Source organism: Salicola sp. AFF1, from assembly GCF_056783195.1.
Genome location: NZ_JBXAYL010000232.1, coordinates 1 through 240 on the forward strand (window position 1 = coordinate 1; position 240 = coordinate 240).

Consider the following 240-nt stretch of genomic DNA (forward strand, 5'->3'; position numbering starts at 1 on the left):
GCCCGGCGGGCCGCCCCGGGTGACCCAGATCCATTTGTCGGATTGGGCCGTTTTGCCGTCTTCCTTGAGCACCTGCAACCGGGTCTCATCGGCCTGGAGGTAGTCGCTGGTGTTCTGGGCCTCGCGCATGAGGTTGATCAGTGGCTTGAACACCTCACTCAGACGGATGATCCAATGCGCCATGCTGGTGCGGCTGAGCGGATGCCCGAGCCGCGCCAGCATGGTCTCCAGTCGGTACAG

The 240-nt window shown here is 63.8% G+C and carries 1 protein-coding gene; it reads right to left on the bottom strand.

Annotated features, from left to right (window positions below):
- The coding region (locus AC1RQI_RS17475; protein WP_481905873.1) for an IS66 family transposase at positions 1-240 on the bottom strand (240 nt) is incomplete at both ends.